23 protein-coding genes and 2 pseudogenes are annotated in these 25,839 nt (G+C 59.4%); 14 read left to right on the top strand and 11 right to left on the bottom strand.

Features of this window, described 5'->3' with window-relative positions:
- The first annotated feature begins 215 nt into the window (after positions 1 to 215).
- Genes AB4N44_RS28290 through AB4N44_RS28300 form a run of 3 tightly spaced genes read left to right on the top strand, consistent with a single transcriptional unit; the run spans position 216 to position 2,095 of the window.
- Positions 216 to 479 carry a DUF2790 domain-containing protein gene (locus AB4N44_RS28290; protein WP_077572182.1) on the top strand — a complete coding sequence of 88 codons (264 nt, stop codon included), beginning with the start codon at positions 216 to 218 and terminating at the stop codon, positions 477 to 479.
- Positions 480 to 506: 27 nt separating this feature from the next.
- Entirely contained in the window at positions 507 to 845 is a 339-nt protein-coding gene (locus AB4N44_RS28295; protein ID WP_460111077.1) for a hypothetical protein, read from the top strand.
- A gap of 38 nt (positions 846 to 883) precedes the next feature.
- Complete coding sequence (locus AB4N44_RS28300) at positions 884 to 2,095, top strand: cytochrome c biogenesis protein DipZ (RefSeq protein ID WP_455805781.1); 1,212 nt, start codon at positions 884 to 886, stop codon at positions 2,093 to 2,095.
- Positions 2,096 to 2,112: 17 nt separating this feature from the next.
- Here AB4N44_RS28300 and AB4N44_RS28305 read toward each other — a convergent pair whose 3' ends face one another.
- Positions 2,113 to 2,574: a GNAT family N-acetyltransferase gene (locus AB4N44_RS28305; RefSeq protein WP_460111075.1), complete on the bottom strand. Its 462-nt coding sequence runs from the start codon at positions 2,572 to 2,574 to the stop codon at positions 2,113 to 2,115.
- Between the two features lie 225 nt (positions 2,575 to 2,799).
- Here AB4N44_RS28305 and AB4N44_RS28310 point away from each other — a divergent pair, with 225 nt between their 5' ends.
- Positions 2,800 to 3,072 (top strand): DUF4242 domain-containing protein, encoded by a 273-nt coding sequence (locus AB4N44_RS28310; protein WP_095047497.1) that lies wholly within the window; start codon positions 2,800 to 2,802, stop codon positions 3,070 to 3,072.
- Positions 3,073 to 3,104: 32 nt separating this feature from the next.
- Positions 3,105 to 3,917, top strand: a complete 813-nt coding sequence (locus tag AB4N44_RS28315) for a class I SAM-dependent methyltransferase (RefSeq protein WP_460111072.1) — start codon at positions 3,105 to 3,107, stop codon at positions 3,915 to 3,917.
- Between the two features lie 124 nt (positions 3,918 to 4,041).
- Here the strand turns inward: AB4N44_RS28315 and pcsA are convergent, their stop codons facing one another.
- Positions 4,042 to 4,764: a phosphatidylcholine synthase gene (gene pcsA / locus AB4N44_RS28320; RefSeq protein ID WP_007919592.1), complete on the bottom strand. Its 723-nt coding sequence runs from the start codon at positions 4,762 to 4,764 to the stop codon at positions 4,042 to 4,044.
- Between the two features lie 257 nt (positions 4,765 to 5,021).
- Between pcsA and AB4N44_RS28325 the strand changes: the two genes are divergently transcribed.
- From AB4N44_RS28325 to ligD, 4 genes are all read left to right on the top strand, one after another.
- Positions 5,022 to 5,795 (top strand): tellurite resistance TerB family protein, encoded by a 774-nt coding sequence (locus AB4N44_RS28325; protein ID WP_150752199.1) that lies wholly within the window; start codon positions 5,022 to 5,024, stop codon positions 5,793 to 5,795.
- Positions 5,796 to 5,958: 163 nt separating this feature from the next.
- Entirely contained in the window at positions 5,959 to 7,335 is a 1,377-nt protein-coding gene (locus AB4N44_RS28330) for an iron-containing redox enzyme family protein (RefSeq protein ID WP_460111070.1), read from the top strand.
- An 11-nt stretch (positions 7,336 to 7,346) separates the two neighbouring features.
- Positions 7,347 to 8,300, top strand: coding sequence for a methyltransferase (locus AB4N44_RS28335; protein WP_460111068.1), 954 nt, complete (start codon positions 7,347 to 7,349; stop codon positions 8,298 to 8,300).
- A 17-nt stretch (positions 8,301 to 8,317) separates the two neighbouring features.
- Positions 8,318 to 10,909 carry a DNA ligase D gene (ligD, locus tag AB4N44_RS28340; RefSeq protein ID WP_460111067.1) on the top strand — a complete coding sequence of 864 codons (2,592 nt, stop codon included), beginning with the start codon at positions 8,318 to 8,320 and terminating at the stop codon, positions 10,907 to 10,909.
- On the opposite strand, the gene AB4N44_RS28345 is transcribed toward ligD, so the two are convergent.
- The 3 genes from AB4N44_RS28345 to sodC form a co-directional block, all read right to left on the bottom strand.
- Complete coding sequence (locus AB4N44_RS28345; protein ID WP_177413854.1) at positions 10,910 to 11,311, bottom strand: hypothetical protein; 402 nt, start codon at positions 11,309 to 11,311, stop codon at positions 10,910 to 10,912. It abuts the gene before it with no gap.
- 80 nt (positions 11,312 to 11,391) lie between these two features.
- A complete protein-coding gene (locus tag AB4N44_RS28350) occupies positions 11,392 to 11,706 on the bottom strand; it encodes a DUF2388 domain-containing protein (protein ID WP_008082402.1) in 315 nt (104 codons plus the stop codon).
- Between the two features lie 160 nt (positions 11,707 to 11,866).
- Entirely contained in the window at positions 11,867 to 12,388 is a 522-nt protein-coding gene (sodC, locus tag AB4N44_RS28355) for a superoxide dismutase family protein (protein WP_127926729.1), read from the bottom strand.
- Positions 12,389 to 12,692: 304 nt separating this feature from the next.
- Between sodC and AB4N44_RS28360 the strand changes: the two are divergent.
- Both AB4N44_RS28360 and AB4N44_RS28365 read left to right on the top strand, forming a co-directional pair.
- Positions 12,693 to 13,340 (top strand): annotated as a pseudogene (locus AB4N44_RS28360) (methyl-accepting chemotaxis protein); the annotation flags it as partial.
- 312 nt (positions 13,341 to 13,652) lie between these two features.
- Positions 13,653 to 14,246 (top strand): annotated as a pseudogene (locus tag AB4N44_RS28365) (methyl-accepting chemotaxis protein); the annotation flags it as partial.
- Between the two features lie 178 nt (positions 14,247 to 14,424).
- On the opposite strand, the gene AB4N44_RS28370 reads toward AB4N44_RS28365, so the two are convergent.
- A complete protein-coding gene (locus AB4N44_RS28370) occupies positions 14,425 to 14,856 on the bottom strand; it encodes a nuclear transport factor 2 family protein (RefSeq protein ID WP_150774513.1) in 432 nt (143 codons plus the stop codon).
- A 522-nt stretch (positions 14,857 to 15,378) separates the two neighbouring features.
- Between AB4N44_RS28370 and mqo the strand changes: the two genes are divergently transcribed.
- On the top strand, positions 15,379 to 17,025 hold the full coding sequence (gene mqo, locus AB4N44_RS28375; RefSeq protein ID WP_127926730.1) for a malate dehydrogenase (quinone): 1,647 nt from the start codon (positions 15,379 to 15,381) through the stop codon (positions 17,023 to 17,025).
- 164 nt (positions 17,026 to 17,189) lie between these two features.
- Here mqo and AB4N44_RS28380 read toward each other — a convergent pair whose 3' ends face one another.
- Positions 17,190 to 17,621 carry a nuclear transport factor 2 family protein gene (locus AB4N44_RS28380; RefSeq protein ID WP_127926731.1) on the bottom strand — a complete coding sequence of 144 codons (432 nt, stop codon included), beginning with the start codon at positions 17,619 to 17,621 and terminating at the stop codon, positions 17,190 to 17,192.
- 438 nt (positions 17,622 to 18,059) lie between these two features.
- On the opposite strand from AB4N44_RS28380, the gene AB4N44_RS28385 reads away from it, so the two are divergent.
- Positions 18,060 to 18,506, top strand: coding sequence for an NUDIX hydrolase (locus AB4N44_RS28385; RefSeq protein ID WP_127926732.1), 447 nt, complete (start codon positions 18,060 to 18,062; stop codon positions 18,504 to 18,506).
- Between the two features lie 6 nt (positions 18,507 to 18,512).
- Here AB4N44_RS28385 and AB4N44_RS28390 read toward each other — a convergent pair whose 3' ends face one another.
- From AB4N44_RS28390 to AB4N44_RS28405, 4 genes are read right to left on the bottom strand one after another with little or no spacing between them, the layout of a single operon-like run.
- Positions 18,513 to 19,670 carry a DUF3396 domain-containing protein gene (locus tag AB4N44_RS28390; RefSeq protein WP_238704394.1) on the bottom strand — a complete coding sequence of 386 codons (1,158 nt, stop codon included), beginning with the start codon at positions 19,668 to 19,670 and terminating at the stop codon, positions 18,513 to 18,515.
- Between the two features lies 1 nt (position 19,671).
- Positions 19,672 to 20,613: a PoNe immunity protein domain-containing protein gene (locus AB4N44_RS28395; protein ID WP_174245055.1), complete on the bottom strand. Its 942-nt coding sequence runs from the start codon at positions 20,611 to 20,613 to the stop codon at positions 19,672 to 19,674.
- 5 nt (positions 20,614 to 20,618) lie between these two features.
- Entirely contained in the window at positions 20,619 to 22,190 is a 1,572-nt protein-coding gene (locus tag AB4N44_RS28400) for a hypothetical protein (protein ID WP_127926734.1), read from the bottom strand.
- Positions 22,187 to 24,478 (bottom strand): type VI secretion system Vgr family protein, encoded by a 2,292-nt coding sequence (locus AB4N44_RS28405; RefSeq protein ID WP_127926735.1) that lies wholly within the window; start codon positions 24,476 to 24,478, stop codon positions 22,187 to 22,189. The genes AB4N44_RS28400 and AB4N44_RS28405 overlap by 4 nt, the downstream gene beginning before the upstream one ends.
- Before the next feature lie 130 nt (positions 24,479 to 24,608).
- Between AB4N44_RS28405 and AB4N44_RS28410 the strand changes: the two genes are divergently transcribed.
- Entirely contained in the window at positions 24,609 to 25,820 is a 1,212-nt protein-coding gene (locus tag AB4N44_RS28410) for a helix-turn-helix domain-containing protein (RefSeq protein WP_160039357.1), read from the top strand.
- The last annotated feature ends 19 nt before the right edge of the window (positions 25,821 to 25,839 follow it).

Genomic DNA, 25,839 nt, shown 5'->3' on the forward strand with positions numbered 1-25,839 from the left:
TGTATCTGCCGTGACGACGGATACATGAACACGCAAAAACGCAGTTTTTTCAGGGTTTTGTATCGCTGTGTATCCCCCGCCGAGCGGGATACACAGCGATTGAAACGCGGCCTTTCCTGACACAGACGCGATACCTCTCGAGCCTCAAATAGGCTCCATCGAGGCCCACACAGATCGCCTCGGCTCAAACCCACTGAAGCCTTGAGGAAAACGCCATGAACAACAAATCCGTAATCGCCGCCTGCCTGTTTGCCGCGCTCAACATCTGCACGCTGTCGGCCCGTGCCGAAGCCGCTGTCACCGCGCAAACCTACACCTACGGCACCCACCTGGATATCCAGAAAGTTCTCTCGCTGAAACAGGACAACTCGGTGACGTGCGGGATTGTCGAGGCGCGCATGACCTACCTCGATTCGGCCGGTCAGACCCGCGTGCTCGATTACAGCAAATTCGCCGACGGCTGCAACAACGACAATTGAGTCATCACTCTTTAGAAGGAAACAACCATGAACAACGTATCGCGCTTTTTGACCGCTATCGCTTTCTCCCTGGCCGGCGTCGCCGCCCATGCCAACGCTGCGGTTGAACAGCATAGCTGTCACAGCAGCACCTGCTTCCAACTGACGCCGGTGGCCAAGCAAGGCACCGATGGCTTGATTGCCGCGGACGGTTCCAGCCGCACGCCGCAGGGCCAGATGTTTGCCGCAGACGGCTCCAGCCGCACGCCGCAGGGCCAGATGTTTGCAGCGGACGGCGCCAGTCGCACACCACAAGGCCAGATGTTTGCCGAGAACGGCGCCAGCCGCACACCGCAGAGCCATTGGCTGGAAAGCCAGAACGTCTGAATGCTTCATCACAGTCATTGAACCAGGGTGGACTCACTATGTACCTCATCGCATTCCTCGGCGGTCTGCTGACCGTGCTCAGCCCCTGCATCCTGCCGGTGGTGCCGTTTCTGTTTGCCGGTGCCCAACGCAGCCGCACCTCGATTCTGCTGACCCTCGGCGGCATGGCGCTGACCTTCGCGCTGATTTCCAGCCTGGCGGTGGTCAGCAGCGAATGGGTGATCCAGGCCAGCAACAACGGGCGTTACGTCGCGTTGATCGTGATGAGTGTGTTCGCCCTGTCGCTGATCTCGGCGCGCGTCGGTGACTGGTTGACGCGACCTTTGGTGATGCTCGGCAACCGCCTCGATCCGGACTCCCGGAAGAAGGCCGGGCCGATGGCTTCGATCATGCTCGGCGTAGCCACGGGGCTGCTGTGGGCACCGTGCGCCGGACCGATTCTCGGCGTGATCCTCACCGGCGCCATGCTGCAAGGGGCGAATGCGCAGACCAGCCTGTTGCTGCTGGCCTACGGTGTCGGCAGTGCATTGTCGCTGGGTACGCTGATCTTCACCGGGCGCGGTTTGGTCAATCGCCTGAAACCGTCGATTCCGTTCACTGGCTGGTTGCGCCGTGGTGCCGGGGTTGCGGTACTGGCGACGGCAGCGGTGATTGCCACCGGCTTCGATAAAACCTTGTTGGCGAAGACCTCCTCTGAAGGCGTCGCCAGTGTCGAAAAAAACGTCTTGGAGAACGTGCCGAAAGTGCTCGACTACTTCATCAGCAAAGTCCGCGCGGACTCGCCGATGGAGCAGGGCAAAGGGCCGATGCCGTCGCTCTCCGGCGCGGTGCAATGGCTGAACTCGCCCGAGCTGAGCGCTGAGTCCCTGCGCGGCAAAGTAGTGCTGGTGGACTTCTGGACCTACGACTGCATCAACTGCCAGCACACCCTGCCGTACGTCAAAGACTGGGCGAAGAAATACGAAAAAGACGGGCTCGTGGTGATCGGCGTCCACACCCCGGAGTACGGTTACGAGCGGATCATCGACAACGTCAGGGATCAAGTGAAAAAACTCGGCATCACCTACCCGGTGGCCATCGACAACAACTACGCGATCTGGCGTAACTTCGACAATCAATACTGGCCAGCGCACTACCTGATCGACGCCAAGGGGCAGGTGCGTTACAGCCACTTCGGCGAAGGTCGCTACGAAGCGCAGGAGCAGATGATCCAGCAGTTGCTGCAGGAGGCAAAGGCGCCTGCGGCCTGATCAGCAAAACCAATGGCTCAGAGGTCACGCACCATGAGCCATTGTTCGGTGTCCCAGGCGCGAAAACGCTCCAGCACCTGCCAGCCGCGTTTGGCGTAGTAGTCCTGCTTGTTCTGCGTGTGCAGATACAGGCGCGCAAAGCCGCAGTCTTTCGCCTCCTGACAAATCCCTGCAATCAAACGTTCCGCCAGACCTTGCCCGCGTGCTTCAGGGCTGACGAACACGCAGGCCAGCCAAGGTCCGAGATCGGGGCGCAGAGCGAGGTCATCACGTGCCAGTGCGGCGCCGCCGAGCAGATGTTCACCATCCGTGGCGATCAGGCAGGACCAGTCGCCATTGCCTTGGCCCTCGGCAAATTCACGCTGCCATTCGGCCAGCGGATGGTCGACGTATTCGTAGGGAAATTGCTGGTGGATCCATTGGGCATAACGGTCGCTGTGGTGCATGTGATGCGCGAGCCAATCGATTTGCAGTGACATCAGTCGAATCCGTTCCAGAAGCGAGAACGCATCAGAAACCAATCCCCGAACATTGGCAATCCTCAAGGTGTTCCAGACCCTTTACAGATTTCCACCGCTCATCGGCAAACCCCCGGTTTTACCGGGTTGCCAGACGATTGGCAGGGACGCCGAGCGGTCTCGGCGCGATAGTGCGTGAGCAGGGTCACTGCCGGCCTTGCCCCATAACAAGAGCGCGAGGTTGCCATGCCTAAATTCGTGATTGAACGCGAGATTCCAGGGGCTGGGAAGCTGTCGGAAGCAGAACTCAAAGCCGTGTCGAAAACGTCCTGTGATGTATTGCGCGAACTCGGCCCGCAGGTGCAGTGGCTGCAGAGCTATGTCACCGCAGACAAAATCTATTGCGTGTACATCGCGCCGGATGAAGAGCAGGTGCGTGAACACGCCAGGCTTGGAGGATTTCCTGCCAACAGTGTGGCGCGTGTGATGACGGTCATCGATCCGACGACGGCCGAATGATCACCGACCCACCCGCAGCGGAGTTCACGCTTATGAGCACCCCGATTGATCTGACTGCCTTGAAAGAACGCCAGAAAGTCGCCTGGGCCAGTGGCGACTACGCCGTGATTGGCACGACGTTGCAAATCGTCGGCGAAAACCTCGCCGAAGCCTGCGACCTGCGTTGCGACGAGGAGGTGCTGGATGTCGCTGCCGGCAACGGTAATGCAACGCTGGCGGCGGCGCGGCGCGGTTGCCTGGTCACCTCGACCGACTATGTCGCGGCGCTGCTGGAACGGGGGCAGGATCGTGCCCGCGCGGAGCATCTGGACGTGACGTTTCAGGTGGCCGATGCCGAAGCGCTGCCGTTCGCCGACGAGAGCTACGACGCCGTGCTGTCGACCTTTGGCGTGATGTTCGCACCGGATCAGGACCAGGCTGCTGCTGAACTGGGCCGGGTTTGTCGCCGTGGCGGGCGGATCGGTCTGGCCAACTGGACGCCGGAAGGTTTCGTTGGCCAGATGTTCAAAACCCTCGGCCGGCATCTGCCACCGCCTGCCGGTGCTCAGCCGCCGTCGAACTGGGGCTCTGATGCGTGGCTGCACAAGCATTTCGATGACCGCGATTTTCTGCTGCGTGTGACGCGGCGCGAGTTCAATTTTCGCTATCGCTCGGCCGCGCACTTCATCGACATCTTCCGCCATTGGTACGGGCCGGTGCACAAGGCCTTCGCGGCACTGCCGCCGGAGAGCGGGCAGGCGCTGGAAAATGATCTGGCGGATTTGCTCAACCGTTTGAATCGGGCGGGGGAGGAGTCGCTGGTGGTGCCGAGCGAGTATCTGGAGGTGGTAATCACTAAACGCTGAATGAAGATCCCTGTGGGAGTGAGCCTGCTCGCGATAGCGGTCTTTCAGTCAAAAATATTCAGCTGACAGACCGCTATCGCGAGCAGGCTCACTCCTACATTGGATGTGTGTTGGATTCTGGAGCCTATTTCACCTGCGGCCGATCAAACCACTCCAGCGCCGTGCGCCAGATGCAGATCCCCAGAAAGTACGCCGACATCAGCAACCACAAGCCCATCACCAACGGGTTGATCACCGGGTGGTTGAGCACCAGCGACAAACTGCACAGCAGCCAGATCGCCGTCACCGCAATGTTGATCGGCATGAACCGCCGTACACGGAATGGATGGAGGAACTTCATCCGCGTCACGGTCAGCAACGCCAGGCCGATCACCGTCAGAAAAGTGATCCACGGTCCGGGCCCGATGATGTACAGACACAGCGCGACCACATTCCACGCCGCCGGAAACCCGACAAAGTAGTTGTCCTTGCTCTTCATGTTGACGTTGCAGAAGCAGAACAGCGACGACACCAGAATCAGCGACACGGTCAGCAGCAGGGTGTAGTCGGGCAACGGAATGTAGCGATAGATGAACAGCGCCGGGATGAACACGTATGTCAGGTAATCGATCACCAGATCAAGGATCGAGCCGTCGAAGCTCGGCAGCACCGATTGCACGTTGACCTTGCGCGCCAGTGCGCCGTCGAGGCCGTCGACAATCAGCGCCACGCCCAGCCACATCAGGCAGTGGGTCGGCTGGTTTTCCAACAGGGCGAGGGTGGCCAGAAAAGCGGTGACCACGCCAGTCGCGGTAAAACCATGGGCGCCCCATGCTTTGAGCCTGGCGATGTGTACGGTCGATATCACGGGGGCGTTCTCCAGAAAGTGATGCAAGCCGGGTATCACCCTCGGTTAGAAGGGCGCCGGCAAACCGGGTTGGGGTTGCAGCTATCGACCGGTCTGGCCGGGATAAGGTTCAGCATCCTTGAATCTTAGCTGGCCGGTGCAAAAATACGCAGGCGAAATCCGCCAAGGTTTTGCGTGTCAGCCAAACGGTGCTGGCGCTCTGGCTTCAGGGGGCTATCGTTGCCAGACGGTCACTGCCCTTGCCTGAGGATGACATCATGAACACCAGCGATTTGCTTGAACAACTGCTGCGAGGCCAAGCCTCGGCGGGACAACAATCTTCAGCCTCCGCCGGTGCTGGTTTGGGTGGCCTCGGTGGCTTGCTGGGTGGTCTGCTCGGTGGCGCGGATTCAACCGGTACACGTGGCGGTGCGCCGGCGGGCGGGTTGGGTGGATTAGGCGGTTTGCTCGGTGGTTTACTCGGCGGCGGTGCCGGTGGTGGCCTGGGCGGCGCGTTGGGTGGGGCGCTGGGTGGCGGGGGCGGTACGCAAAGTCGTTCCGGCGGCAGCAATTATGCGGCGCTGGCCTCGCTGGGAATGATGGCGTTCCAGGCGTATCAGGCCTGGCAACGCAGCCAGGCCAGTTCGGCCCCGCAACAAACGCCGCAAACGGCTAACCTCCTGGCCGGCCCGGAGATTGAAGAACACAGCCACGCGGTGCTGCGTGCCTTGATCGCCGCGGCCAAGGCTGACGGGCGTATCGATGAATCCGAGAAACACCTGATCAGCAGCGAAATCGGCAAACACACCGACGATCCGCAGTTGCAGCAATGGCTCGATGCCGAAGTCGCCAAGCCGCTGGACCCTGATGACGTGGCGCAGGCGGCCAATGGGGATCCGGCCGTCGCCGCCGAAATGTACCTGGCCAGCGTCATGCTGGTTGATGACCAGCAGGACGCCGAGCGCAGATATCTGGATGAGCTGGCAGCAGCATTGCAGATCGACCCGGATTTGCAGGTGCATCTGGAACGGCAGGCCAAAGGTTCGGCCTGAAGTCACGTTAAATAAATCATTGTCACCAGCAGCTCCGCCAAGGAGCTGCTTCGCCGTCCGTCCGGGCAATTTTCACGTCGATTGAATTTTTCGCAGGCGCTGCCTCTCTGCTGCTGTAGAGGCGTGTGGAACAGCGTCCTGCCAACCGACCGAGAATTTTGCCATGACTGTCCTGACACATCTGCAAGCTGCGCCTGCCCAACCGCATCTTATGAATGCCGCCGGGAACATCCGACAGGTCTATGACGCGTTGTTGCGCGATGACAACTCCCAAGACCTTGCACAGGCTTTTTTACAGGAACAACTGCAACACGCCGCGCAACTCAACGACTCCCTGCCCGAAGATCCCACGACCTGGCACGCCTGGGTGGCCGGGCATTGCGCCGATGTCGCCCGGCAATACGCCGACTATCTGCAACAGCGCAAGGACGGCGGGCCACGGCAATTTTTCCGTGGCAAGGCGCAGGCGCTGTATTTCCTGCAAGCGGTGGCACCGACCAAACTGGTCGACGGCGCCTGGCTGTCTGGCTTGTTGCCGCGCTGGCAGGATCCGCGTTTCCAAGGCCTGCTACGCACCTTTCTGGAAGAACTGGGCGAGGGCAATCCGGCGCAGAACCACGTGGTGATCTACCGCAAACTGCTCGCCGAGCACGACTTGCAGGACAGCAGCGCGATCGACGATGAACGCTACCTGCAAGGCGCGATACAACTGGCGCTGGGTGTCTGTGGCGCGGATTACTTGCCCGAAGTGATCGGCTACAACCTCGGCTATGAACAGCTGCCGCTGCACTTGCTGATCAGCAGTTACGAACTCAGTGAGTTGGGGATCGATCCGTACTATTTCACCCTGCATGTAACCATCGATAACGCTAGCACCGGCCATGCGAAGAAAGCCGTGCAGGCGGCGCTCGATCTGCTGCCGCTTGAGGCCGATCGCGGCGAATTTCTGCGTCGGGTGGCGCTGGGTTATCGGCTCAACGACCTGGGGCAGGGCAGTCGCGCGATCATTGAAGGTTTCGACCTTGAGCGGGAGTTGCTGGCGATGCTCGAACGCAAGTGTCCGTTCGCCCAGCACATGCATTCCGATTACTGCCGCTTCGAAGGGCAGACCGTCAATCAGTGGCTGGCTGCACCGGAGCAATTACCCGGATTCCTGCAGGCATTGCAGAACAAAGGCTGGATCAAACGCCACGAAGACCCACAGGCCAGTCGCTTTTGGCAGCTGATTGCAGGCGATGGTGCGGCGATGTTTGGCGTGTTCAATGCCTACGAGAAACAACTGGTGCACGACTGGATTGCTGGTGACTGGACCTCTTCGGATAAAACCAAACCCGCTCGACGGCACAGTCAGACCGCAGCGGCCATCGAAGGGCTTGAACAGGATCCCGACGTACAGGCGCTCAACGCCGCGCTGCAAGGTAAGGATGCAATCGCGCAGATGGCGATTCTGATCCCCTGGCTTGCTCCGGCCCGCCACGCACATCCGGCCGGACTGCTCGCTACCCGCCGTTTTATCGAACTCAAATCCCGCTTGCCTTAAGGACATCACCGATGAATCAGGAAGAACAACTTTGCCCCAACGATCTTGTGCTGCTGCAACTGGGCAGACGCTTGGTGGCAGACGGATATCGGTTCACCACGCCGACGCCGTTGACCCATCAACGGGTCAACCAGCGTGACGAGGGCCAGATGGCCGACTCGTTGCGCGACGTTTTTGGCTGGTCGCGTCCATTCGCGCCGGGGTTGTTGTCCGCCGATGAACAGCGGCAACTGCAGGACGCGCAGGTCATTGATAATTACGAAGGCCACCTGAAGAGTCGCGTGCGCTGGTCGAGTCTGGATGATTTGCTGTTCGTGCATTCGGCGTTCCCTACCGACGCGGCCGACGCGGTTTTTTTCGGTCCGGACACCTATCGTTTCGCCCAATTGATTCACGCCCACTTGCAACAGAACTTCGCGCCCATCCATCGCGCGGTGGACATTGGTTGTGGGGCGGGCGTCGGAGCGATTCTGATCGGCCGTGCCCGTCGCGAGGCGCAGGTGCTGGCGCTGGATATCAACCCCGCAGCGCTGCGCTTGACTTCGATCAACGCTGCACTGGCGGAGGTCGCCAACGTCGAGGTGCACGCCAGTGATCTTTTGCAGGGTGCCGACGGCGAGTTCGATCTGATTGTCGCCAACCCGCCGTACATGGCCGATCCGGCTGAGCGCGCTTATCGTCATGGGGGCGGGACGCTGGGGGCAGGGCTGTCGCTGCGTATCGTCGAGCAGGCGCTGAACAGGCTGGCGCCCGGCGGTTCGCTGTTGCTCTACACCGGTGTGGCGATGGTCGATGGTCGCGATCCGTTTCTCGACACCGTGCTACCGCGACTCGATGAAAAGCGCTTCGGCTGGACATACCGCGAACTCGATCCGGATGTCTTCGGCGAAGAACTGCTCAATCCCGGTTATCAACGGGTCGACCGCATCGCCGTGGTGGCGCTGACCGTGACCCGAATGGGCTGAAGCAAGGCAGGTGCGCGATGAACAGAAATCTCGACGACTACAACCGCATGCGCGACTTCTCGGCGACGTCGGAACCGGCGGCCGTCAAGCGTTCGGGGCGCAAATCCGCCACGGATCATGCCTTGCAGTTCTGCATCCAGAAGCACGATGCGTCGCACCTGCATTACGACTTTCGCCTGGAACTCGATGGTGCGTTGAAGAGCTGGGCGGTGCCGAAGGGGCCGTCACTCGACCCCAAGGTCAAGCGGCTGGCGGTGCATGTCGAGGATCATCCGCTGGATTACGCAACGTTCGAGGGCAGCATTCCCGAAGGGCATTACGGCGCTGGAGATGTGATTGTCTGGGATCGTGGCGTGTGGATTCCGCTGGAAGATCCGCACAAGGCCTACGAAAAGGGCAAGCTCAAGTTCGAGCTGCAAGGCGAAAAGCTCGGCGGTGTCTGGAACCTGGTGCGCACGCACATGCCGGGCAAGAAAGAGCAGTGGTTTCTGATCAAGCATCAGGACGATGCCGCGCGGCCGCAGGATGATTACGACGTGCTGCTGGCCGAGCCGGACAGTGTGCTGAGCGAACGCACGATCGTCGACAAACCCAAACTGGCCGCCGAGCAAAGCAAAACGCTGAAGAAACCTGCGGCGAAAACCCGCAAGCCCGCGAGCGGCAAGCTCACCGGTGCGCACAAGGCCAGACTGCCGACGCAGCTCAAGCCGGAACTGGCCACCCTGGTCGACAGCGCGCCCGAAGGGCAGTGGAGCTACGAGATCAAATTCGACGGCTATCGGATCATGGCGCGCATTGATCATGATCAGGTGCAGTTGTTTACCCGCAATGGTCATGACTGGACGCACAAGTTGCCGCAACAGGCCGCAGCCCTGGCCTCGCTCGGTCTTGAATCAGCGTGGCTGGACGGTGAAATGGTCGTCGCCAACGAACAAGGCGTGCCGGACTTTCAGGCCCTGCAAAATGCTTTCGAGGCCGGGCGCAGCGGCAACATCATCTACTACCTGTTTGATCTGCCGTATCTCAACGGCGTCGACCTGCGTGAAGTGCCGGTCGAGGAACGTCGCGCCGCATTGGCCACGGTGCTTGGCAGCCATGAGCAACCGTTGTTGCGCTTCTCCGAAGCCTTTGACGAAACGCCGGACGCGCTGCTCAACAGCGCCTGCCAGATGCAGATGGAAGGCCTGATCGGCAAACGTCTCGGCTCGCCGTATGTGTCGCGGCGCAGCAGCGACTGGATCAAGCTCAAGTGCAAACATCGTCAGGAGTTCGTGATCGTTGGTTACACCGATCCGAGAGGTTCGCGCAGTGCGTTCGGCGCCCTGTTGCTGGGGCTGCATGATCGTGACAGTGGCGAGTTGCGTTACGCCGGCAAGGTCGGCACTGGCTTCAGCGAGTCAACGTTGAAAAGCATCCTCGCCCAACTCAAACCCTTGCAGGTGAAGAAAGCCGCTGTGGTCAATCCGCCCAGCGGTTTCGAGGTCAAAGGCGTGCACTGGCTCAAGCCAAAGCTGCTGGCGGAGGTTGCGTTTGCCGAAATGACCAAGGACGGCTCGGTGCGCCACGCGGTGTTCCATGGCTTGCGCGACGACAAACCGGCCAAGGGCATCACAGAGGAGCGAGCGAAACCGGTGAAGACTGCAGAGAAGAAAACCGCCGCGAAAAAAACCACGAAAAAAGCCCCGGCGAGCAAAGCCGACACCGCGCCGTCGCAACTCGGACTGGCCACCGGCAAGGTGCGCATCACCCACCCGGATCGTGTGATCGACGCGGTCAGTGGCACCACCAAAATGCAACTGGCCGAGTATTACGCCAGCGTCGCCGAATGGATCCTGCCGCAACTCAAGGATCGCCCGGTGGCACTGGTGCGCGCGCCGGACGGCATCGCTGGTGAATTGTTTTTCCAGAAGAACGCCGAACGCTTGGCAATACCCGGCATCACCACGCTGGACAAAGATCTCACCGGGCAACCGGTGATGCTGATCAACAACGCCGAGGCGCTGATCGGCGCCGTGCAGATGAGCACCGTCGAACTGCACACCTGGAACGCCACCACCGTCGATCTGGACAAGCCTGATCGCTTCGTCCTCGACCTTGACCCGGATCCGTCGCTGCCGTGGAAAAGCATGGTCGAGGCGACGGCACTGACGCTGACTGTGCTTGATGAACTGGGATTGAAAGCGTTCCTGAAAACCAGTGGCGGCAAGGGCATTCATCTGGTGGTGCCATTGACCCGCAAACTCGGCTGGGATGAGGTCAAGGACTTCAGCCATGCCATCGTCAGCCATATGGCCAAGCTGTTGCCGGATCGCTTTTCGGCGGTGTCCGGGCCAAAGAATCGTGTCGGGCGGATCTTCATCGATTACCTGCGCAACGGTCTGGGCGCCACCACCATCTGCGCTTACGCCGCGCGCACCCGCGAAGGTCTGCCGGTGTCGGTGCCGCTGTTTCGCGAGGAAGTTGCCGAGATCAAGGGCGGTAATCAATGGAACGTGCGCAACGTTCATGAGCGTCTGGCGGAGGTCGGCGACGCGCCATGGGCCGAGATGAAGAAAACCCGGCAGAGCATCACCGCCGAGATGCGCAAACGGGTCGGACTGAAAAAATGATCAGGTGTCGCGCAGCAAGTCGTGGGCATTGAGCAGTTCGAAGGCGATTTCGGGATGGTTTTCCAAGCCGCGACGAATGGCGGCGGGGATGGCCGCGCGCGTCTTGCGGCACAGGCCCGGCAACTCTTCGATCTGAATGGCAATGCCGCGCATGGTGCGCACTTCGTTGAAACCAGGGGCGACTTCGACGCGCAATCCCAGTTGTTCATACATGCGTTGTTTCAGGTGTTCGAGATCGGCGAGGTCTTTGAGTTTTTCCAGCCGCGCCAGCAGGATTTTCTCTTCTTCGCGGGTCAGGCGCAGGATGCGCAAATCCGCGCCGGGTGTCTCCAGCAACGGATCGCGCCCGCAAATGCAGGCGCCGGGCGGGCAGGGTGAGCGCAGAGGCGCAGAAGTCGTCATGGCCTCCATCATAGAGGCCGTCGGACAGTTTTGCCTATGCGCCTTCAGCGGCCGTCCATCGGCTGCTTCATCCGTGACGGCTACTGATTCAGGCCTTCGTAATGCACCAGAATCGCGTTGGCGAGATCTTCATCACTGGCGTTCAGGCCAGGATTGTCTTGGCGAACCTGTTGCAGCACCGACTCAAGATAAACCCCACGAATGGCCCCGCCACTGGCGACAAATGCAGACAAGTCGTCACGGGCCGGAATCACCATTTTGTGATCCTTGAAGGTCGAGTACAGCGACGCGGAGACACCGGCCGAGGTGGCGACATCTCCGGCATCGACTTTGGCCAGAGCGGAACCAACGGGCAGGCATAGGAGTAAAGAAGAAACGAGCACTAACTTGCGCATGACGGTGTTCCTCCACAAGCGCGAAGCAAAAAGGGAAGGACTACATAATGTGAGAGGGGCGCGGCGAGCGGGAGTTCCGTGGGGCTGGAAAGTCTGCGTTATTGCAAAACAGACGCGGGCAACGCGATTACGGGTTGCCCGGCCTTTAGACTGTGATGGCTCAGATCACCCCGCAGGCCATGCGATCACCGCCACCGCCCAGCGGTTTGGGCATGTCGGCGTGGTTGTCGCCACCGGCATGGATCATCAGCGCATGGCCCTTGATCTCGGAGATCTTTTTCAGGCGCGGCGCCAATACCGGGTAGTTGGCGATACCGTCCGCCGTCACGTAAACCGCCGGCAAGTCGCCCAGATGGCCGTCGGCGTAGGGGCCGAGGTGCTTGCCGGTTTTCTGCGGATCGAAATGCCCGCCAGCGGCGAGTGCGGCGCCTTTCACGCCATCCTTCATACCGGCTTCGCAACTGCCGTTTTCATGGACGTGAAAACCATGGATGCCGGCCGGCAGGGATTTCAGATCCGGGGTAAACAGCAGGCCATACGCGGTTTCACTGATGGTGACCGAGCCGATCGCTTGCGGTGCACCGTCGGCGCTGACCAGATTGATGGCGACTTTTTCCGTCGCCGCCTGTGCGCTGCCGATGGCCAAAGTGCCAAGCAAACCCAACCACAATGCGCGTTTCATAGCGTTTCCTTTTGCTGCATGAGAATTCGGAACGACGGACTCATAGCCTGCCGGCATTAACCGGCGATGAAGGCGTTAGCCGTGCGCGTTGAAAATTGAGACTTGTCGCGCAATCCAAAAGTTTTGCGGCATTTGGCCCTCATGCCGACACCTGCTGACACGCTCTGGCACGGCAGACCTGCGCAAATAGGCTTAACTGAAGGTCTGACAGGCGTTTGCGGGCGTGGCCAAGGAGGAAAAACCGGTGTCGATCAAACTGCGTTTAGTGTTGCTGATTGTGACAAGTCTGCTGACGGCCTTGATCGTGAGTCTGGTCAGTTACGTCGGCAACCAGCGGATGGCTTCGGCGGTCAGCGACAACGCGGTCAGCATGAGCGCGCTGCGCAACCACATGGAAGCCGACATGATGCACGACGCCCTGCGCGCCGATGTCTACTCGGCAATGCTCGTGGGACTGAGCAAAAGCACCAGCACGGCGGCCGAGGTGCGCGATTCGATCAACGAACATGCGGGGCATTTTCGTGAGGTGCTCGAGGAGAACCTCAAGCTGCCGATCAACCCGACATTGCGTACCGCACTGGAGCAGATCAGACCGAGCCTCGACACCTACATCAACACCGGCGAGCGGATTGTCAGGCTGGCACTCGACAGTCCCGATGCCGCTCAACAGGAACTGGGCACGTTCAACACGGCGTTCAGTCAGCTCGAAGAGCAGATGGCCGCGCTCAGCGAATTGATTGAAACCAATACACGGCAGACCAGCGCAGGCACCGAAGCGGCGATCCGCAATGCCAACGTCGCGCTTGGCGTGGTGTTGCTCGCCAGTCTTGTGCTGCTGTTGATTCAGGGGCGCTGGGTGATTCTGAGCATCATGGGACCGTTGAAGACCGCCAGTCGCATCGCCGAAAGCATCGCCCACGGCAATCTCAGTGAGCCGATCGCCGAGCCGTCCGGCAAGGACGAAGCCAGTGTCCTGATCCGCACGCTGGCGACCATGCAGCGCGATTTGCGCAACATGATCGATGTGGTGCGGCGCAATGCTCATGGCGTCAGTGGCATGAGCGAACAACTCAGCCAGGGCTGCCATCAGGTCGCCGACAGCAGCCAGCAACAAAGCGTCGCCGCTGGCACCATGGCCGCCGCCGCGAGCCAGATGACCGCGAGCATCGAGGAAATCACCCGCCATGCCGAACGTGCCCTGAGCATGGCCAATCAAGCCGAAACGCTGGCGAAAGAGGGGGGTGGTGTGATTCATCAAGTGGTCAGCGACATGGACGATATCGCGCGCTCGGCGCAACAGTCGGCACAGGTGATCCGCACGCTGGATCAGGAATCCGAAGCCATTTTCAACATCATTCAGGTGATCAAGAGCATTGCCGACCAGACCAACCTGCTGGCGCTCAATGCCGCGATTGAAGCGGCCCGCGCCGGCGAGCAGGGCCGGGGCTTTGCCGTGGTGGCTGACGAAGTGCGCAGTCTGGCGGCACGCACCAGTGCCTCAACCCAGGAAATCGCGGCGATGGTCGCGCGCATTCAGCACAGTACCCGCGAGGCGGTCAGCAGCATGGAGGCGGGGGTGGCGCAGGTCGACAAGGGCATGGCGGTGACGGCGGATGTCGAGCGCGCTATTCGCGAAATCCTTGAGGCGACGTTGAGCACGACACAACTGGTCAACGACATCACCCGCACGATTGGCGAGCAGAGTCAGGCCAGTAACGAGATTGCCCATCAGGTGGAAATGATTGCCGGGATGTCCGAGGGCAACAGCCGGGTGATCGGGCAAACGGCGAATACTACCGATGAGCTGTCGAGCCTGGCGGGGCAGTTGGCGCAATCGGTGGATCGGTTTCGGTTGTAGCGGTGAGGGCAGTCAGGCGCTTTTTTGTTGGCCGGACTGCCGCCTTCGCGAGCAAGCTCGCTCCCACAGATTTCGTGGTGTAAATACAATATTCGCTGCGCCACCGAACATTGTGGGAGCGAGCTTGCTCGCGAAGAGGTCAGTTCAGCCAACACTAACGCTGGATAAATTCACACAATCAAAACTTGAACGCCTGCCGCCCCACCAGCAACCACTTGCCGTCCTGCTTCTGCCAGATCTGAAAGTTCTCGATCTCGGTCGGTATCACTTCAGTGCCCTTCAACGCCTGCGCGGAAAAGTGGTGGCGCACCAGCGCGGTATCGCCGGACAGGGTGATGGTCTGGTTCTGCATTTCCAGGGTCTTGAACGCGCTCTTGCCGGTCTCGATATCGGCGATGAATTCTTTCTTGTCCTGAATCTTGCCGCTGGAGTGGCCGTAGGTCAGGTTGGGCGCGGTGAGGGCGTTCAGTTCAGCGATGTCCTTGTGCAGCATCGCCTGGGTCAGATGATCGACCGCTTGGGCGACATCCTTTTCTGCCGGGGCCGAGGCGGCCATGGCGTAACCGTTGAAGGCACAGAGAAAAACGATCAGTAGTCGAGTCTTGGTCATTGCGGTTGTTTCCTTGTTGTTATGGGGTGGACGACTTGTTTGTCGGTCGTCGTACAACCTAGCAGATAATTTCTGAGTAAGGCACTGCGCAAAAGCACTCAATCGCTGGGCAACTACACTTGAATGCTGGAGGGTTTGAGTCGCTGCACTGATCGGAGGGTCATGTTCAGCGTCTGGCGGCCGATAAGTCCCTGAGCGGAAAAAGACTCTCAAGTCGGGAACAGACGCGCGGGTTTGCCCTGACGTGATATTCTTCGCGCCAACTTGGTTTGACCTTATTCAGTTTGCTTGCCTCTGGGCGGGCCGACGGAATCCCTGTCGCTCAAGTAGCTGAGCCAATAATGATAAGAAGTCAGTTCAGAAGGGACATTAACTGAGGTCGATGCAGCATGTCGGCCTTGTGTGCCCACCCGTCAAAATTGAAGTGTGCCGGAATCTGCGACGCTAGCCTGAGCGTCATCAAAGCGGATCGCATGCAGATAACAGCGGCGGGCGGAAGGCGTTTTATCATAGGTGCAACAGATGTTTAAAAAAGTGAACACAGCCCTGCTGGGTCTGGCTTTGGCGATGGGGATGACATCCGCCAATGCTGACGAAGCAAAGAAAGTCGACGTTCTGCTGATCGGCGGCGGCATCATGAGCACCACCCTCGGTGTGTGGATCAATGAGCTGGAGCCAAGCTGGTCGATGGAAATGGTCGAGCGCCTCGACGGCGTCGCCCTCGAAAGCTCCAACGGCTGGAACAACGCCGGTACCGGTCACTCGGCGCTCGCCGAGCTGAACTACACCCCGGAAGACGACAAAGGCAACGTAACGATCCCGAAAGCCGTCGAGATCAACGAAGCGTTCCAGGTCTCCCGTCAGTTCTGGGCCTGGCAGGTTCAGCAAGGCGTTCTGAAGAACCCTCGCTCGTTCATCAACACCACTCCGCACATGAGCTTCGTGTGGGGCGATGACAACATCAAGTTCCTGAAAAAGCGTTACGAAGCCCTGCAAGCGAGCCCGCTGTTCGCCGGCATGCAGTACTCCGAAGACCCGGCTGTGATCAAGAAGTGGGTCCCGCTGATGATGGAAGGGCGTGACCCGAACCAGAAAATCGCGGCCACCTGGAGCCCGTTGGGTACCGACATGAACTTCGGCGAAATCACCCGCCAGTTCGCTGCCCACCTGCAGACCAAGCCTAACTTCGATCTGAAACTGTCGAGCGAAGTGCAGGACATCACCAAGAATGCCGACGGCACTTGGCGCGTCAGCTACAAAAACCTGAAAGACGGCACTAAAACCGAAACCGACGCCAAGTTCGTCTTCATCGGCGCTGGCGGCGGCGCACTGCACCTGCTGCAGAAATCGGGCATTCCTGAAGCCAAGGAATACGCTGGCTTCCCGGTAGGCGGCTCGTTCCTGGTGACCGATAACCCTGCCATCGCTGAACAGCACCTGGCCAAGGCCTACGGTAAAGCGTCGGTTGGCGCGCCACCGATGTCCGTTCCGCACCTGGACACCCGTGTTCTGGACGGCAAGCGCGTCATCCTGTTTGGCCCATTCGCGACCTTCAGCACCAAGTTCCTGAAAGAAGGCTCGTACCTGGACCTGCTGACCAGCACCACCACCCACAACATCTGGCCTATGACCAAGGTCGGCATCAAGGAATACCCGCTGGTCGAGTACCTTGCTGGCCAACTGATGCTGTCGGATGAAGACCGTCTGAACGCGCTGAAGGAATACTTCCCGAACGCCAAAGCCGAAGACTGGCGCCTGTGGCAAGCCGGCCAACGCGTGCAAATCATCAAGCGTGATGAAGCCGCTGGCGGCGTGCTGAAACTGGGCACCGAAATCGTTGCTGCACAAGACGGCTCCATCGCCGGCCTGCTGGGCGCATCGCCAGGCGCGTCGACCGCTGCACCGATCATGCTGAGCGTGCTGCAGAAAGTCTTCAAAGACAAAGTCGCAACGCCAGAGTGGCAAACCAAGCTGCACCAGATCGTTCCAAGCTACGGTACTCAGCTGAACAGCGATCCAGCCAAAGTGGCTGCAGAGTGGGCTTACACCGCCAAAATCCTCGAACTGCCGACGCCTCCAGTGATCGGTCAGGTGGCTGCTCCGGCCGCACCTGCAGCTGAAAAAGCTGAAGCTCCGAAGGAAAACGCTGCACGTGACATGGCGCTGTAACTAGCCGCCAGTTGCACAAAGCCCACTGAACCGGCGACGGTCAGTGGGCTTTTTTATGGCAAATAGTTTTGTAGGAGCTGTCGAGTGAAACGAGGCTGCGATCTTTTGATCTTGATCTTGCTTTTGAAAGATCAAGATCAAAAGATCGCGGCCTGCGGCAGCTCCTACAGGGCTTTTGCGGACGCCAGATAAGCGCCGAGGCGCCGACCCATCTCTTCGCCCAACGCCTGCAGTCCACTCAACGGGCGAACCATCACCTCGAACTCGACAATCTTGCCGTGCTCATCAAAGCGAATCATGTCGATGCCTTTCAGCTCTTTCGCCCCGACCCTGGCGCTGAACTCCAGAATCACATTCAAGCCATCGGCAGTCGCCAGTTCGCGGTGGTATTTGAAGTCTTCAAACACCTCAAACACGGTATTGAGGATCATCGACACTACCGGCGCGCCCGGGTATGGCGTGTGCGCCATCGGCGAGCGGAACACGGCTTGCGGGTCGAGCAGACCGGGCAGGGCACTTAGGTTGCCGGTGTGGATCATTTCGTGCCATTTGCCTAGCGATTCAGCGACGTTGGGTTGCAGGTTCAGATCGGTCATGTTCACTCCAGGATTTTTCTTGTTGTTGTCGCGACGGCAATGACTCTAGATCAACCACGCCGAAATTGAACCCTTGTGCCGCGATCTGAATATCGGCCCATGGCCCATGCGGATCAGATGCGCATCTGATCCGTATTTTTTCACTGGATCTGCCTCTGTTACCAGCTCAGTCATCCGCTCAAAATAGCCCCACGGTTCGGCACTCGCGGCAGTCCTTCATCCCGAAGCGCCCAGTGCACCGCAAGCTCAGCATTGAGGAGAGCAACATGAACAAGATGGCGATTTTTCTGGGTGGCTTTCTGACACTGACCATTCTGATCGGCCTGCTCGCAACGATTTCTCCGGTCTGAGGCGAGCCTTTTCCAGTGACGTCCACGGGTGTGTCGCGCAAAGCATGTTTAAATGCCGCGCCCCCACACCTGTAAATGGACTTCAGTCATGGCCGAACACCGCATTCGCGCGCTCGCACTTTGCGTTTTTCATCACAACGGCAAAATTCTGGTTAACGAATTTCGCGACCCGGTCAGCCAGCAAACCTGCTTTCGGCCCATCGGCGGCGGTATCGAGTTCGGCGAGACGAGCGCCGAAACCATCGTGCGTGAAGTGCAGGAGGAGTTGGGGCTGACCATGACGGACATGCGTCTGCTCGGCACACTCGAAAGTCTTTTCGTTTACAACGGCAAACCGGGACACGAAATTGTCCAGGTATACGACGCGACGTTTGTCGATCAGGGCGTCTACGACCACGCACAGATCGATGGCCATGAAAGCGACGGCGCGCCCTTCACCGCGCGCTGGCATGACAGCTCAAGCTTCAGCGAGCAGGCGCCCTTGGTGCCAAAAGGCTTGCAGGAGCTGCTGAGGAGCACCGGATTGCTCGGCTGAATCCACTCACGCTTCCCCCGACCAATACCAAAGCGTATCGCCCCAATTCGAGCCACTGAACCGAGGCATTATTTCCCCCAAGTCGAAGTAACGTCGGGAGTTTGCCTGTGCGGGGCTGAACCAATAACCCGCGGCGCTACAAGGCTGACCGGCCTCTATTCGTGCTGGAGTTTTCGAATGCGCATCGTCTTGGTCGAATCGCGCGTACCAGCGCTCGGTACTGTCTTGTTCGAAGCAGTTACCGTAGGGTGAATAAGTGTGCAGTTGATCGGGTTTTGGATTACGAAGCTGTTTCAAAACGCGGTTCACCGCTACATAGGTTACGGGCAGAGGTTCATGGATAGCGCCCAGTTCGGGTAAAGCGCCGGCGCGAATGATCAGTCCGCCCTGATAATCCAGCATCTCGACGTCGCCACGTCCGCTTAAGGCGTGGCGTAATCCGTCTTTACCTCCCAGTTGCTCGGTAAATCGAGTGCCTACAATGGTGTACCAGTTGACACCTTTGATGTGATCAAGCAATTCTCGTTTGAAGTTGTGCACCATTGAGTCAACTTCCAGACCGACATATTGCTGCGCCAGTTGAAATTCCATGGGCATGTAACGATCGAAGTCGTAGGGCAGTATGCTCGAGAGTCCGCCGTAGCCATGTTCGGCTTCAACCTGATCGCACAAGTAAACCAGCCATTCTTCAAAGCGCGCGACGCCATCGGGCTCTTTCAGGAAACTCCAGGGCAATGTCATCTTCAGGTATGAGCGTTTTTGATCGCCATGCATCTCGAACGAGTTCAGTGCGGACAGGCTGTACGCAGCAGCTTCGTTCGCCGTTGCGGCGCTGCTGATGTGCCATTCGTATTGTTCGTTTGGCCCTGACTCGCGGATTTTTTCCTGGGTTTTGCTGAATCCGGAATCTGTCAGCTTCTTGTAGCGGTCGTCGAACTGTCCCTTCAGATGCTGGCCGAACTCTTCCTTGAATCGGGTGAAGCATTGCATGACATTGCGCTTGCTTTGCAGCGAGTAGCCTTCCTTGAAGTAGAGGGTTGCGATCAGCCCGAGTCGTACAACGGGGGTGTTATCGGGTAGCTCAAACGTCAGGTTCGCAGATTGTTCACTCAGGTTGTTCAAGCTCTCCCTGATCGAACCTTCGTCCTGAAGGACTGACTTCAACTCAAACTTCCCCCGACCAATACCAAAGCGTATCGCCCCAACGGGAGTCGTTGATCTTCGGCATGAGTTCACCCTGTTGGAAATGACGGCGGGAGTTCGCCTGAGCAGGAGTGAACCAATAGCCGGTCCGGCTGCATGCATCGCCGGCAACGATTCGGCCAACTTGTGTCATTCGTGGGCTTTGGTGATTTCTCGCATAGTCGACCAGATCTTTTGGATAAACCATATGGTCGACTTTGCTGTCGTCGATGCCATACAAAAACGCGATGGCGGCGGCCTCGATTGCCCAATAGCCAACGTAATTGCCGTCTTCTCCTTGTAAATGAGTGTCGTGCCACGGTGCTTGTTTAAAAGCGGGGTACCAGCCCTGGCAATACTTTTTCAGCAGGGCGGACGCCTCTTCGCGCGTGTCGGCGTAGATTGCTTGTATTAGCGGGGTGTATACGTCGTGATACCACTGGTCAACGTCATGACGGTTGGGCAGTACCTTCTTCAACAGATCTTCGAATAGCGTGTCGTCCCCGGCATAACCTGCGTTGTCCAGCATTTTGACAAAGCGTACGAGCAAGTCGTTACGGTGCAGCAGAATACACAGACCGATTACTTGCACAGCTTCTTCGTACTGATCTGGCCAGTCATCGATAGCCAACGGAGAAATCTGTGGCGCTCCTTCGAAGTCGGCGAGGGTTTGCTGGCGCACTTCATATTTTTCGATCAGGTCCTCAAGTAACGGAACCAGAGACTCAATGTCCATTCCTGCGGTGTAAGTTGCCAACAATTTGTCCAAAGCCAGACTTTGGAAGTATCGGGCACGCTGGGATGCTTCCTCTTCATCGGAGTCGGATTTGAAACGATTGGTCTTGAAGAACTCGATGACTTCGTCATGTTCTTTCAGGAAGTGGTTGTACTGATGATCAGAGAAGAATTTCTGGCGTTTGCTCATTGATGTCATGCCTCAAGCTTGAGGGAGTCCCTCGCGCCATATTTTTTTGCCAAGGACTTTTTGCGCTTGTTTACAGCCGCTTTCACCTCGGTTTCGTTGTAATGAAACGCCTTGTGTGTGCGATGGGTGCTTTCTGCAAGATTCTGAAACCGCGCTTCGGCATGGTCTTTCGGGCTTGCGCTGGAATGATAAAGCGGGGAATAAAACAGATGGCGACTGTAAGAGGCCAGGACCTGTGCGGCAAGTGCGCGACCAGCCACAGCCTTGTTCAGGTTTTGGGTGATCCACTGACTGCTCATTTGAACCAGTATTTCTTTGATCTTGGCAGAGGGGGCCGGTGAGCGGCTGGATGCCTGTGGTTTGTTTTTTCCGGTTCTCATCGACGTTGAGGGCTTGCTGGCACCGGCCTCAGGGGTATCTTCGATCGGTTCAAGCAGTTGGCTTGCGTCGGCGATGCGCGTTACGCCCGATATGCCCGATTCTCCCAGTTTGGAGGCGATGCCGGGTTTTCGAGTGTTATTGGCTCTACGCATGAATTTTGGTGCATCTTCTTCGCGGCTCGCCTTCGCTTCGACAATCGCGAATTTTTCGCCGCCATTGTTCGCTGGCTTCGCGCGCCAGACCGCGTCGATACCGGTTCCATTGGCGCCGTCAGACAGTTTGTAAAGGACATGCCTGGCTTTAGGGCTGCCTCCCGAAGAAAGTTTTCCGGTTTTCGTGGCACCCGGCAGCCCCTCCAGCCATTTGCCATCCGCCCCCTTGTCATGTCCATCCCAATCTTTGCCCCAACCGAATTCGACTGCGCAGATGTAATCGGCGATATGTTCGCCGCTGACGCCCAAGCCTTCATTCAAAATGCTCGAAGGCGCCTGAACGCCGACCTTGGAGGATTCGACACGGTTGGAGTGGGTGCCGCTGGCGCCGTCCTTGCCTTGAGTGCCGACGGAGGAATCGCGGTTGGCGGGTTTTTCCGCGCGCCGTGGGTGACTGGTGCCAGACGACGCGGCGGAGCTGTTGCGCTGCATGCCTTTCCATTTGATCAGGCGTTTTTCAACAATGCCAAGCATCGCCGGCATGTTGTCTCGGGCGGTAGCGAGGACGGTCACCACGGCGGTTTGAACCCAACCCGGCGAGCCCTTGTAAACAGAGGAACTTCTGATCGCGGAAATGATGTCGTCCATTTCCGCACGCAGTTTGCCGGCGTTGAAAATACGTGACAGGAGTTCTTCCGGACTGGTCTTGATGCCGCATTCCTGCAGAACGAACCGCAGCAGATCGAACAAAACCGGGGCGAATCGTTGAGGGTTGCGGTTGACGATACGCATGCTTTTTTTCAAGCCGTCACCCGCGCCGGGTATCCAGCCGATCACTGCCAGGAGCAAGTCGAACTGGGCATCTTCCTTGGCTCCGGGCGTGTCCGATTTGTACAGCAGAACGGCGGATTCAATGGTGTCGTACACGTCAATGGCCTGGCCCAGAAATGGCACCGCACCCATCGCAATGCCTTTGCCCAGTTCGATAGCCGCTTCCTGATAAGCCCCGGTGCGGTCGTCGTTGCTGCTTGTTTGTTCGCTCATGCCAGCCTCCCTGCGGCTTTTTCGACCAATGCCTGTAGATCAACGGTGGCGGGGTCAAGACCCAGTTTTCGCAGATCTTCGTCGATTTTATCGTCAGAAGCGTCAACCACGGCCACTGCCGGACGATCATAGGGACGAGGGTCTTCACCGTAATAGACTTTCGCGGGGCCTTTTGGCACGTCTTCCAGCCGGGCGAATCCGTCGCTGTCGAGCACACCTTCGCGAGTCGAACCATCGGCGAATTCAACGCGATAAGACGCGCCGGGTACGGGTTCGAGATTGTCGTAGTGCAGGTTCAGTTCAAGCCAGGTGGGATTGGTTTTGGCCCGTTCCATCAAGTTGCCGGCCGTGTCAGTCGCCGCCAGTCCGGGAATCAGCGGAGCAAGAATGGCGATCCCGGTCCCCACGCCAGGCGCGCCGCCGGTATTCACCTTCACCTCAGCCCCGCTAATGGTCACACCACCGGCATCCACCTTCACAAAACTCCCGCCAGCCTTGGCCGTGAGTTCCATGGCGCCTTCGACCACAACCTTCTGGCCGGCGTAGTAATGGATTTCTGACCCGGCCTCAACAAACTGCGCAGTCCCCACCTTCAGATGCTGCGTCACACCGACGGTCAGGTGATCATCCGCACGCATTTCGCTAATCCGGTCCAGATGCGTAATCCGGTGCTCTTCAACCTTGAACTCGCTCAGCGTATTGGCTTCGACGGTGTCGTGCCGTTCGTTACCGACGCGAATCTTCTGGTCGTGCTCGATGTTTTCGTCCCAGTCGCGCTGGGCGTGGATGTAGATCTGCTCGGCGCCTTTCTTGTCTTCGATACGGAATTCGTTGTAGCCCTTGCCGCCCGGTGAACTCAGGGTCTTGAAGGTGCTGCGGGTCTTGTTGGCCGGCAGGTCGTAGGGGACGACGTTTTCTTTGTGGTACAGGCAACCGGTGACCAGTGGCTGGTCGGGATCGCCTTCGAGGAAGGTGACGAGGACTTCCATGCCGATGCGCGGGATGGCGATGCCGCCGTACGCGGCGCCGGCCCAGCCGCTGGCGACGCGCATCCAGCAGGTGGTTTTGTCGTTGGACTGGCCGTCGCGGTCCCAGTGGAATTGCACTTTGATCCGGCCGTATGGGTCGCAGTGGATTTCTTCGCCTGCGGGGCCGGTGACGACGGCGGTCTGGCTGCCGAGGACTTGCGGTTTCGGGTGTTCAAGGGCAGGGCGGTAGTGCGCGTCCCACGGGGTGGCGAGGAAGCTGTTGCGGTAGCCCTGGTGGAAATCGCTTTTGTTGTCGGTGACGTCGCTGGTGACGTTTTCGCCGAGCACTTGCGGCTGTTTGCCTTCGTGGAAGACTTCCAGCAGCAGCCACAGGTCGTTCCACTCGGCGTGCGGGTGTTCGGCGAGGGTGAGGAAATGGCCGCTGGTGAGGGTTGGTTCGTCACCTTTGCCTTCGGCGAGTTTGTAGTCGCTGCGATGGCGTTCGAGGGCGCGGGTGGAGAGGAACTTGCCGCGCTCGCGGGTGGTGAAGCGGCCGGGGTAGTCGTAGTCCTCGAGGTCCGGGGCGAACTCGGTTTTGACCGCGCCTTCGGGGAGGATCTTCGGTTTTTCGAAGTCGTAGTCGCGGCGGCTGACGCGGGTGGTGCGGGTTTCCAGGCGCAGGTTGAAGCGCTTGATCACCGGTTTGTCGGCGGCCATGCCGGAGTCTTGCTGGTAGCTCACCGGTTTCAGCTTGCGGAACACGGTCTGGTCGTCGCCAAACACCAGTTTGTGGCCGCTGCTGCTGTGCTGGAAGTGGAAGTGAATGCCTTCTTCTTCGCACAGGCGCTGGATGAAATGCAGATCGGATTCGTCGTACTGCACGCAGTATTCGCGTTCCGGGTACTCGGCGCCGAGCTGGAAGCTGTAGGCGTCGGCGAGGATGCCGCGATCCTCCAGCACCTGGGCGATGATCTTCGGTACGGTCAGTTGCTGGAAAATCTGCTGATCGTGGTTGTGCCGCAGGTAGGCCAGTTGTGGCACCAGGCTGAGGCTGTAACGGGTCAGGGTCTTGCCGGAGTCGCCTTGCTCGATGCGATAGACCAGACCGTGGATCTTGCCTTCGCCGGTGGCGCCGAAGGTCAGGACGCCGGGCTTGTGCAACAGCTCTTCGAGTTTGAGGTCGGGGCGGGCGCTGACGAGTTCGAGGTCGAAACGGAACGGTTGGTTGAGGGCTTCGCGACCGGTGAAGCTGAGGACTTGCAGGTCGGCGTTGGCGCCTTCGACAGTGAAGGTAATGTGGCTAGCGTTTGCATCCAGCATGCTCGACTCCATCCATTGGAAAAGCTGTGCCGATGTTGCAACAACTGAAACAGCCGATCAAGCGTCCAAACGCGCCATAATCAGCGATCAGACTCAGCTCACGATTCAGCCATCGAGGGACGGACGAGCCATGGATTCGCTGATCAACGCCGCCGGCCGCGCGCTGTCTGCTGGTGACCCGCTAGGCGCGTTGAACTACGTCGCTCTGCGTGATGACCCGCCGGCGCTGGCCCTGCGCGCAATTGCCATGGCTCAGCTCGGTGATCTGCCCCGCGCCAAGGCGTTGTTGCAACGGGCGATAAAGGCGTTCGGCAGCAATGAACCGTTGTCGCGGGCGCGTTGTGTGGTCGCCGAGGCCGAGGTGGCGCTGGCAGCGCGGGATCTGGGCTGGCCGGTGAAGGCGCTGGAGGCGGCGCGGCGGGTCTTGCAGGCGCACGGTGACGGCGTGAACGCGGCGCACGCGCGCTATTTGCAGATTCGCCGGTTGCTGTTGATTGGCGAGCTGCAAGAGGCCGAAACGTTGCTGGGTGAAACTGACCCGGCGCCGTTGCCGCCGGCGCTGCGTACTGCTCATGAGTTGATTGCCGCCGGGATCGCCGTGCGTCGGGTCCAGGCACACAAGGCCCGCGCGGCGCTGGCGCGGGCGCAGGCTGCGGCGCAACAGGCCGGGATCGCCGCACTGCGCGCCGAGGTCGATCAGGCCAGTCACATGCTCGCTGCGCCGGCAGCGCGGCTGAGCGTTGCCGGTCAGGCGCAACGGGTGAATCTGGCGCAGGTTGAAGCGTTGTTCAACTCGTCGACACTGATCGTCGATGCCTGTCGCTACAGCGTGCGCGGTGCCGGCATGACGGTGCCGCTGGCCACGCGGCCGGTGCTGTTCAATCTCGCACGATTGCTTGCGCAAGCCTGGCCGGACGATGTGGCGCGCGAAACGCTGTTCGCCACAGCCTTTGGTTTTGCCCTCACGGATGAGTCGCACCGTGCCCGCTTGCGGGTCGAAATCGGCCGGTTGCGTGCGGCGTTGGCACCGCTGGCGAGCATTACCGCAACGCCAAGAGGCTTTGCGCTGGTGGCCGCGGATGTGGCGTTGCTGACCCTGCCGGTCGAGGACAAATACGCGGCGTTGCTGGCCTTGCTTGCCGACGGCGAGAGTTGGTCGAGTTCGGCGTTGGCACTGGCCTTGGGCAACAGTCAGCGCCAGGTGCAGCGGGCGTTGGAGGCATTGGCGCTGGTGGGCAAGGTGCAGGCCTTCGGTGTCGGCCGGGCGCGGCGCTGGATGACGCCGCCAATGCCGGGTTTCGCGACGATCTTGTTACTCCCGGTGTCGCTGGGCAATGGCTAGGCTGGACCCACACATCCAC

The organism is Pseudomonas sp. S3_C06 (assembly GCF_054667675.1).

Bases quoted from the DNA above. Each gene is read 5' to 3' on its own strand.
- AB4N44_RS28405 (WP_127926735.1), bottom strand. From the start codon at position 24,478: ATGCTGGATGCAAACGCTAGCCACATTACCTTCACTGTCGAAGGCGCC.
- AB4N44_RS28410 (WP_160039357.1), top strand. From the start codon at position 24,609: ATGGATTCGCTGATCAACGCCGCCGGCCGCGCGCTGTCTGCTGGTGAC.
- AB4N44_RS28325 (WP_150752199.1), top strand. From the start codon at position 5,022: ATGAACACCAGCGATTTGCTTGAACAACTGCTGCGAGGCCAAGCCTCG.
- AB4N44_RS28310 (WP_095047497.1), top strand. From the start codon at position 2,800: ATGCCTAAATTCGTGATTGAACGCGAGATTCCAGGGGCTGGGAAGCTG.
- AB4N44_RS28345 (WP_177413854.1), bottom strand. From the start codon at position 11,311: ATGACGACTTCTGCGCCTCTGCGCTCACCCTGCCCGCCCGGCGCCTGC.
- AB4N44_RS28380 (WP_127926731.1), bottom strand. From the start codon at position 17,621: ATGACCGATCTGAACCTGCAACCCAACGTCGCTGAATCGCTAGGCAAA.
- AB4N44_RS28350 (WP_008082402.1), bottom strand. From the start codon at position 11,706: ATGCGCAAGTTAGTGCTCGTTTCTTCTTTACTCCTATGCCTGCCCGTT.
- AB4N44_RS28400 (WP_127926734.1), bottom strand. From the start codon at position 22,190: ATGAGCGAACAAACAAGCAGCAACGACGACCGCACCGGGGCTTATCAG.
- AB4N44_RS28395 (WP_174245055.1), bottom strand. From the start codon at position 20,613: ATGAGCAAACGCCAGAAATTCTTCTCTGATCATCAGTACAACCACTTC.
- AB4N44_RS28335 (WP_460111068.1), top strand. From the start codon at position 7,347: ATGAATCAGGAAGAACAACTTTGCCCCAACGATCTTGTGCTGCTGCAA.
- AB4N44_RS28300 (WP_455805781.1), top strand. From the start codon at position 884: ATGTACCTCATCGCATTCCTCGGCGGTCTGCTGACCGTGCTCAGCCCC.
- ligD (WP_460111067.1), top strand. From the start codon at position 8,318: ATGAACAGAAATCTCGACGACTACAACCGCATGCGCGACTTCTCGGCG.
- sodC (WP_127926729.1), bottom strand. From the start codon at position 12,388: ATGAAACGCGCATTGTGGTTGGGTTTGCTTGGCACTTTGGCCATCGGC.
- AB4N44_RS28385 (WP_127926732.1), top strand. From the start codon at position 18,060: ATGGCCGAACACCGCATTCGCGCGCTCGCACTTTGCGTTTTTCATCAC.
- AB4N44_RS28370 (WP_150774513.1), bottom strand. From the start codon at position 14,856: ATGACCAAGACTCGACTACTGATCGTTTTTCTCTGTGCCTTCAACGGT.
- AB4N44_RS28290 (WP_077572182.1), top strand. From the start codon at position 216: ATGAACAACAAATCCGTAATCGCCGCCTGCCTGTTTGCCGCGCTCAAC.
- AB4N44_RS28305 (WP_460111075.1), bottom strand. From the start codon at position 2,574: ATGTCACTGCAAATCGATTGGCTCGCGCATCACATGCACCACAGCGAC.
- AB4N44_RS28315 (WP_460111072.1), top strand. From the start codon at position 3,105: ATGAGCACCCCGATTGATCTGACTGCCTTGAAAGAACGCCAGAAAGTC.
- AB4N44_RS28295 (WP_460111077.1), top strand. From the start codon at position 507: ATGAACAACGTATCGCGCTTTTTGACCGCTATCGCTTTCTCCCTGGCC.
- AB4N44_RS28330 (WP_460111070.1), top strand. From the start codon at position 5,959: ATGACTGTCCTGACACATCTGCAAGCTGCGCCTGCCCAACCGCATCTT.
- mqo (WP_127926730.1), top strand. From the start codon at position 15,379: ATGTTTAAAAAAGTGAACACAGCCCTGCTGGGTCTGGCTTTGGCGATG.